This window comes from Psychrobacter sp. FME13 (assembly GCF_014861395.1).
Taxonomy (GTDB): domain Bacteria; phylum Pseudomonadota; class Gammaproteobacteria; order Pseudomonadales; family Moraxellaceae; genus Psychrobacter.
The window spans coordinates 1-5,169 of record NZ_RRYV01000191.1; the positions used below are offsets into that span (position 1 = coordinate 1).

The window sequence follows — 5,169 nt, forward strand, 5'->3', positions numbered from 1 at the left end:
CGGCCTTATCAGAGAGTACTTGCCTAAGGGTTGTGACTTTAGACAAGTCTCTGATGATGAGATGCAGGACATTGAGAACAAATTAAACAACAGACCAAGAAAACGATTAGGGTTTAAGACGCCTATGCAGGCGTTCTATAATATTAATTAGCGTTGCACTTGGTGTGTTAATCTAAGTAATGAAGAAGCGTTAATAGATATGTTTTATATTTTGGGCGTCTATTTAGGTGACTCTGTATATCAAAATAAGGATAAACAATTATTAGGATATGTTGAAAATGTAGGAGATTTATCAAAAAAAGAGACTCGGGTTTATCAAACCAATGCGTACCTGCCATATCACTCAGACCTATCTGACGTAGTGGGCTTGATCTCAATCAGGAAAGCTAAAATAGGCGGTGAAAGCAGTTTGGTCAGCTTTGCATCTGTCTATAATACAATCTTAAAAGAATATCCTGAATATTTGGCTTATTATTATCACCCTGCCTATTATCATCATTTAGGCAGTAATAACCCGTCTATAAGTCCAATTTTTAGTTATTGGGAAGGAAAGTTGGCATGTCGCTATTTAAGAAAATATATAGAATTAGGTCATGAAAAAATAAATATTCCAATCTCACGTGTTCAGACTGATGCCCTTGATATATTCGATGAAATAAGCCATCGACCTGAATATAGACTAGATATGATGCTTGAACCGGGTGATATTCAGCTATGTAATAATTATGTAGTGATGCATTCAAGAAAATCTTTTGAAGATTATGAAGATCAAGATAAAAACCGAAAACTGGTTAGACTTTGGTTGAAAATGACAAATGCAAGAGCTTTGGCTCCAGACTTTCCTGGTAAGAATGGGTTTTCATAAAATACTATAAGGCTCATATTTAAATGACATTATGCTTGGGTGCAACACCGAAGTGTATCTATATAATCTGCCCAATCCTGCATCATCTTTACTCTGGTATCTATTTCATCAAGGCGATTATAGGCACCGCCATGAGTATCTTTGATACGATGACCTAGCTGCAGCTCTGTGACGATGTCTGAATAGCGCAGATCAGGCTGCTCCATCAGTAGGGTTTTAGCTGATGCCCGAAATCCATGGGCACATTGCACATTTTTATAGCCAAGCCGATGAAATACCTGTACCAGTGCTGCTTTACTGATATAAGCATTACTTGAAGTGCGCATTGATGAAAACACATATTCTTTATGACCAGTGATAGCTTGTATCTCTTGCAGTCTTGCAATGACCTGCGCCGCTAATGGCACCACTAGATCTGACACCATATCATCACGCCCTTGGCCTTTGGTTGGAGAAAACGCCCATATACGTTTGTCCCAATCTATGTCTTGCCAGCGCATAGAACGCAAATCAATACTACGCACAAACACATAAGGTAATAAATTGATGGCGGCAATGGTAATCGTACTCGCACCATTGAATGATGCCATGTCTTGTAATAAGGTTGCGAATTTATCTGGCTTGGTGATGGCTGGTAAGTGCCTGCCTGAGTTGGCAGGTGCCAGCTCTCCTCGGGTATCTATAGCCACATTCCTATCACACAAGCCGCGCGCCACCGCAAATGAAAACACTTTTTCTGTATAGAGCCTAGTACTGGCCCCAACGAACGCCGCTTGGTTCTTATTATTTTGAATCGACTCACACACCGTTAAAATAACTTCGCTGGTAATGTCGTTCATCCTCAAATCGCCAATCTCAGCGCACATATATCCTAAGCATAAATCCCAAAATTTAAGTGTTGAATCGCTAAACCCTGCTTTATTGCCTTTACCCTTATGGCGAGTCGCCATTTTATTGGCACGCCATGCCTGAGCCACCTCAGAAAAAGGTGCGTTTTTTAAGTGCGCATATTTATGGGTTTTTTCCTTTTGGTGACGCGCTTTGGGGTCAACCCCTTTTGCTACAAGGGCGAGTATAGATTCTGCCTTATACTTAACCTCATATAAACTGACCTCTTCAATACTACCCATCATGATTTTGGGACGTTTGCCTTTAATATGCGGATGTGCGTAACGCAGGTAATATGATTTTTTGCCGCTTGGTGAGACTTGCACGCTCAAACCTGCCATACCTGATACACGAACTGAATAGGTCTTGCTTTGAGTGGTCAGCTGATTGATATCACTAAGGTCGTTGATTGCCATATTTATATCCGTCGTAATGGTTGGTGATACCGTTAATTGAATATAGCCATCACTGTCTTGACTATTGGATACCTTGATGGACACCTTGAATATTTTTATTTATAAAAATTCCTTTATAAAAAGCAGTTTAACTAACAATCATCCCCAAGGTTCACTTGGGGATGATTATAGCATAATGTACCAACAATTAAGACAATAGCGATTGGGTGATGTATTTATCACTTGAAATGCTATAAATATCGTTTTTATCTAAAATTTCAGTACATAAATTTAAAGAAAAAAATCTCTGTAACCTATATTTATCAGTAGTTACAAAGAATTTATTACCTAATTAGTGCTCGCGTACGAGCATAGAATAATAAAATAGGGGTGATAGTACTGTTCTGTGCAAATTTAGAGAGTATTATTTTGAGGTGTTTTTAAGGTACTTTTTAAAGCAGTGTGTAAATGTGTGGATTTAAAGAATTGGCAATTAATAAGAGGGGTTGAGCAGAGCGATAAATGATTTGATAAGCAATTTTATTTCCTGTCATACAAAACACTCAAAACGCTTCACTCAGCCACAATTGAGTCGTAGCTTAGTGAAGCGCTGTGTTGGTTGTTTATAGACTTTTATGCCTTGGCTAAAAACTGATTAAGGTGTTCTGCAATTTCATCAGGTTTTTCGTCAATTAACCAATGAGCGACATCTTTGATCCAAACAAGTTCCGCATTTGGAATCGTTTCTACTAACTTTGGCGCATAGTCCGGTTTTTGGAAAGGATCTTGATCTCCCCACATAATAAGTGTCTGTTGCTGAAGGTTACTCAGATCGTCAGCAATAGCCTGAGTATACTCCTTGTTTAACCGTTCAAGGTTACGGAAAAAGGCATGCTTACCATCTTCAGTCGACCAAGGTTCAAGATACATATCTATAAGCTCATCCGTCATGATGCTCTTATCTTGTACGCCTTTTGGTAAGAAGCCTCGCATCATGGTTAAAAAATCCTCCGAGCTCATATCAGACTCAGCGCCAGGCTCTTGCAAGGGTTCAAACTCTGGAATAGGCCACGAATCAAAACAGATACTATCTATCAAGACAAGCTTACGAATTTTCTCTGGATAATTAACTGCGATCAATTGCGCAATACCGCCACCAATATCATGCCCAACAATATCAGCACGCCGCGCACCTAAGACGTCCATGAGTTTTGCGATTATGCTACTCTGAGCGTTAATGGACACATCTGCATCGTTTGGTTTGTCAGATTTACCATAATTGAGAAGGTCAGGGGCGATGACACGATGTGTCTTTGCAAGCTCTGGAATGATATTTCGCCACATAAGGCTGTTGGTTGGAATCCCGTGTAGCAGAATTATCGGACTACCTGAGCCTTGTTCCAAAAATGCAATTTTATGCCCATCAATGTACGTATGGTTTTTTGTTATTTGAGTACTCATAGCGTTCTCCTAAAAATGACTATCAATGATTGTGAGGCCATCCTGCGGGTAAGAAAAGTCGTTCTGGTGTTGTATCAAAAATTGTTATTTTAAAGTCAGGTAAAGCAGACCAACCCGAAGAAAGTGATGTTCATCATACATTAATAGTAAGAAAATTATGGCTTTAACGGTTATTGGTTTGTACCTCGAACGTTATGAGTTTGTTGAAATGCCTAAATAATTTATAATGTTGTAAAGTTTAAAAAAACACCTTTTAACGTATTAAATGGCAACTTGATGCTGTTTAGCGGTATCAATATCTCATGATCAACTATAGATAATAAGTAGTGATATAATACTCCAATAATCAATATTTTATAAAAGGTCTACCTTATGGCTCGTACCGCTAGCGCATTACACATTTTAGTAAAACACAAAGAACAGGCTGAAGACATTATTGCCAAGCTTAAAAAGGGTGCCAAGTTTGATGTGCTCGCTAAGCGATATTCAACCTGCCCATCAGGTAAAAAAGGCGGTAGCTTAGGTGAGTTTCAAAAAGGCGACATGGTACCGCCATTTGATAAAGTCTGCTTTACTGGTGAACTTTTCACCCCGCATTTAGTGAAAACCAAATTTGGTTGGCATGTGGTGAAAGTGCTTTATCGGACGTAAGTGTCCTCGCCAGCCATACCAGCGTGTACCTCTTGCACTCTGCTGCCTTGGGGTTGCATTTTAATCACTAGGGTTGGGTTCTTTTCTTTTCAATGACTTGTACCAGCCCGCTCTGTACTGATGATGCATCAGCAGGTGGCATAGCAACGGCTGTGTTTTTGATAAGCAAGGTATACTCATAATTAGGTTCATAATCAAAACCCTCTATATCACTATATCTGTACTGCCAATCTGTTTGACTATCCGTTTGGTCAGCTGGCTTTGTTAACAGGCATGATTGTGGCGCGACGCCTACACAGTTTACTTGATGGTCAGCGACGATGATTTTGCGTAATACATATGGCATGGCATGTACAGTTAGCTGACGTTCGCCATCTGGCTTTGATTGCTTGTCTGTTATTTCTATATCACCCTTGACTTCTATATAGTCACCTATCGCCAATTTTTGCATTTGATAAGCATTCTGCTGACCAAAATTGGCTTTACTAATAGATGCGGTATAGGACTTTCTATCTTGGGCTACGATAGTAACTTTTTGCTGACTTCTGTCTTGTGAAATAATACCCGTTATTTGACCAATTATCGCTTCAGCACTGCTTGGTTTTAGGGTATTGATGAATGAGTTACTATCTTCGATTTGGCTAACACTCGTTTTATCATTCAAGTTGGTTTGGTTATGACTGCTACACGCAGTTAGAGAGGACGTGGCAATTAGTGCCAAGGTGCCGTATTTAATAAACGATATGATATATCCTTATTATGATTGATTTAGATACTTGTTTTTAGTGCTCTATGAAATAGCTTAAAGCAGTTTTTATTACTGATGCTGAGGCTAGCAGTCTGTTGATATAAATTAGGACTTACGCAACAATCAGTCTAGGCGAGCGTAACTGCTCGCAGAGATAGTCA

Annotated in this window: 4 protein-coding genes and 2 pseudogenes; 3 read left to right on the forward strand and 3 right to left on the reverse strand. The window is 39.3% G+C overall.

Annotation, left to right across the window (positions count from 1 at the left end):
- Together EI164_RS17160 and EI164_RS14510 are read left to right on the forward strand one after the other, a co-directional pair.
- Positions 1-151: pseudogene (locus tag EI164_RS17160) on the forward strand (IS30 family transposase); the annotation flags it as partial.
- Between the two features lie 39 nt (positions 152-190).
- Positions 191-865: pseudogene (locus EI164_RS14510) on the forward strand (TauD/TfdA family dioxygenase); the annotation flags it as partial.
- A gap of 29 nt (positions 866-894) precedes the next feature.
- On the opposite strand, the gene EI164_RS14515 reads toward EI164_RS14510, so the two are convergent.
- Both EI164_RS14515 and EI164_RS14520 read right to left on the reverse strand, forming a co-directional pair.
- Positions 895-2,169 (reverse strand): tyrosine-type recombinase/integrase, encoded by a 1,275-nt coding sequence (locus tag EI164_RS14515; protein ID WP_192520635.1) that lies wholly within the window; start codon positions 2,167-2,169, stop codon positions 895-897.
- A gap of 612 nt (positions 2,170-2,781) precedes the next feature.
- Entirely contained in the window at positions 2,782-3,609 is an 828-nt protein-coding gene (locus tag EI164_RS14520; RefSeq protein ID WP_192520636.1) for an alpha/beta fold hydrolase, read from the reverse strand.
- 372 nt (positions 3,610-3,981) lie between these two features.
- Here EI164_RS14520 and EI164_RS14525 point away from each other — a divergent pair, with 372 nt between their 5' ends.
- The gene (locus EI164_RS14525) at positions 3,982-4,260 is read left to right on the forward strand and encodes a peptidylprolyl isomerase (protein ID WP_192520637.1); all 279 of its coding nucleotides are present in this window, start codon (positions 3,982-3,984) and stop codon (positions 4,258-4,260) included.
- A 67-nt stretch (positions 4,261-4,327) separates the two neighbouring features.
- On the opposite strand, the gene EI164_RS14530 is transcribed toward EI164_RS14525, so the two are convergent.
- A complete protein-coding gene (locus EI164_RS14530; protein WP_192520638.1) occupies positions 4,328-4,924 on the reverse strand; it encodes a DUF4377 domain-containing protein in 597 nt (198 codons plus the stop codon).
- Positions 4,925-5,169: the final 245 nt, after the last annotated feature.